The organism is Pseudoalteromonas sp. SG41-1 (assembly GCF_014164575.1).
GTDB classification, from domain to species: domain Bacteria; phylum Pseudomonadota; class Gammaproteobacteria; order Enterobacterales; family Alteromonadaceae; genus Pseudoalteromonas; species Pseudoalteromonas rhizosphaerae.
Window position 1 is genome coordinate 1 of record NZ_JACJFL010000132.1, and the last position, 291, is coordinate 291.

Below are 291 nucleotides of genomic sequence, written 5' to 3' on the forward strand. Positions count from 1 at the left end.
ATTAAAGCTGCTGACATCAAACTCACGACCACTGATAGTCCATGCCCCAGAGCCATCAGCCGTCACAGTACGCGATTGGTTATTCGAACCATCGCTGATAGTCACACTGACACTGGCATTGGCTTCCGCCCCAGAGCCGGTGATCAATACACGGTCATCTTCTACGGCATTGATCCGGCCATCAACCTCAATCGGGGTCGTTATGGTCAAGGCATTCGGTGCTGCGTTATCTAAAATCACTGAGGTGCTGGCTGCACTTGAAGTATTGCCCGCTGTATCCGATTGTGTGGC

General features: G+C 51.9%; 1 protein-coding gene. It reads right to left on the bottom strand.

From position 1 onward, the window contains the following. Positions 1–291: hypothetical protein (locus H5203_RS22600; protein ID WP_182820384.1), on the bottom strand; the 291-nt coding region annotated here is incomplete at both ends.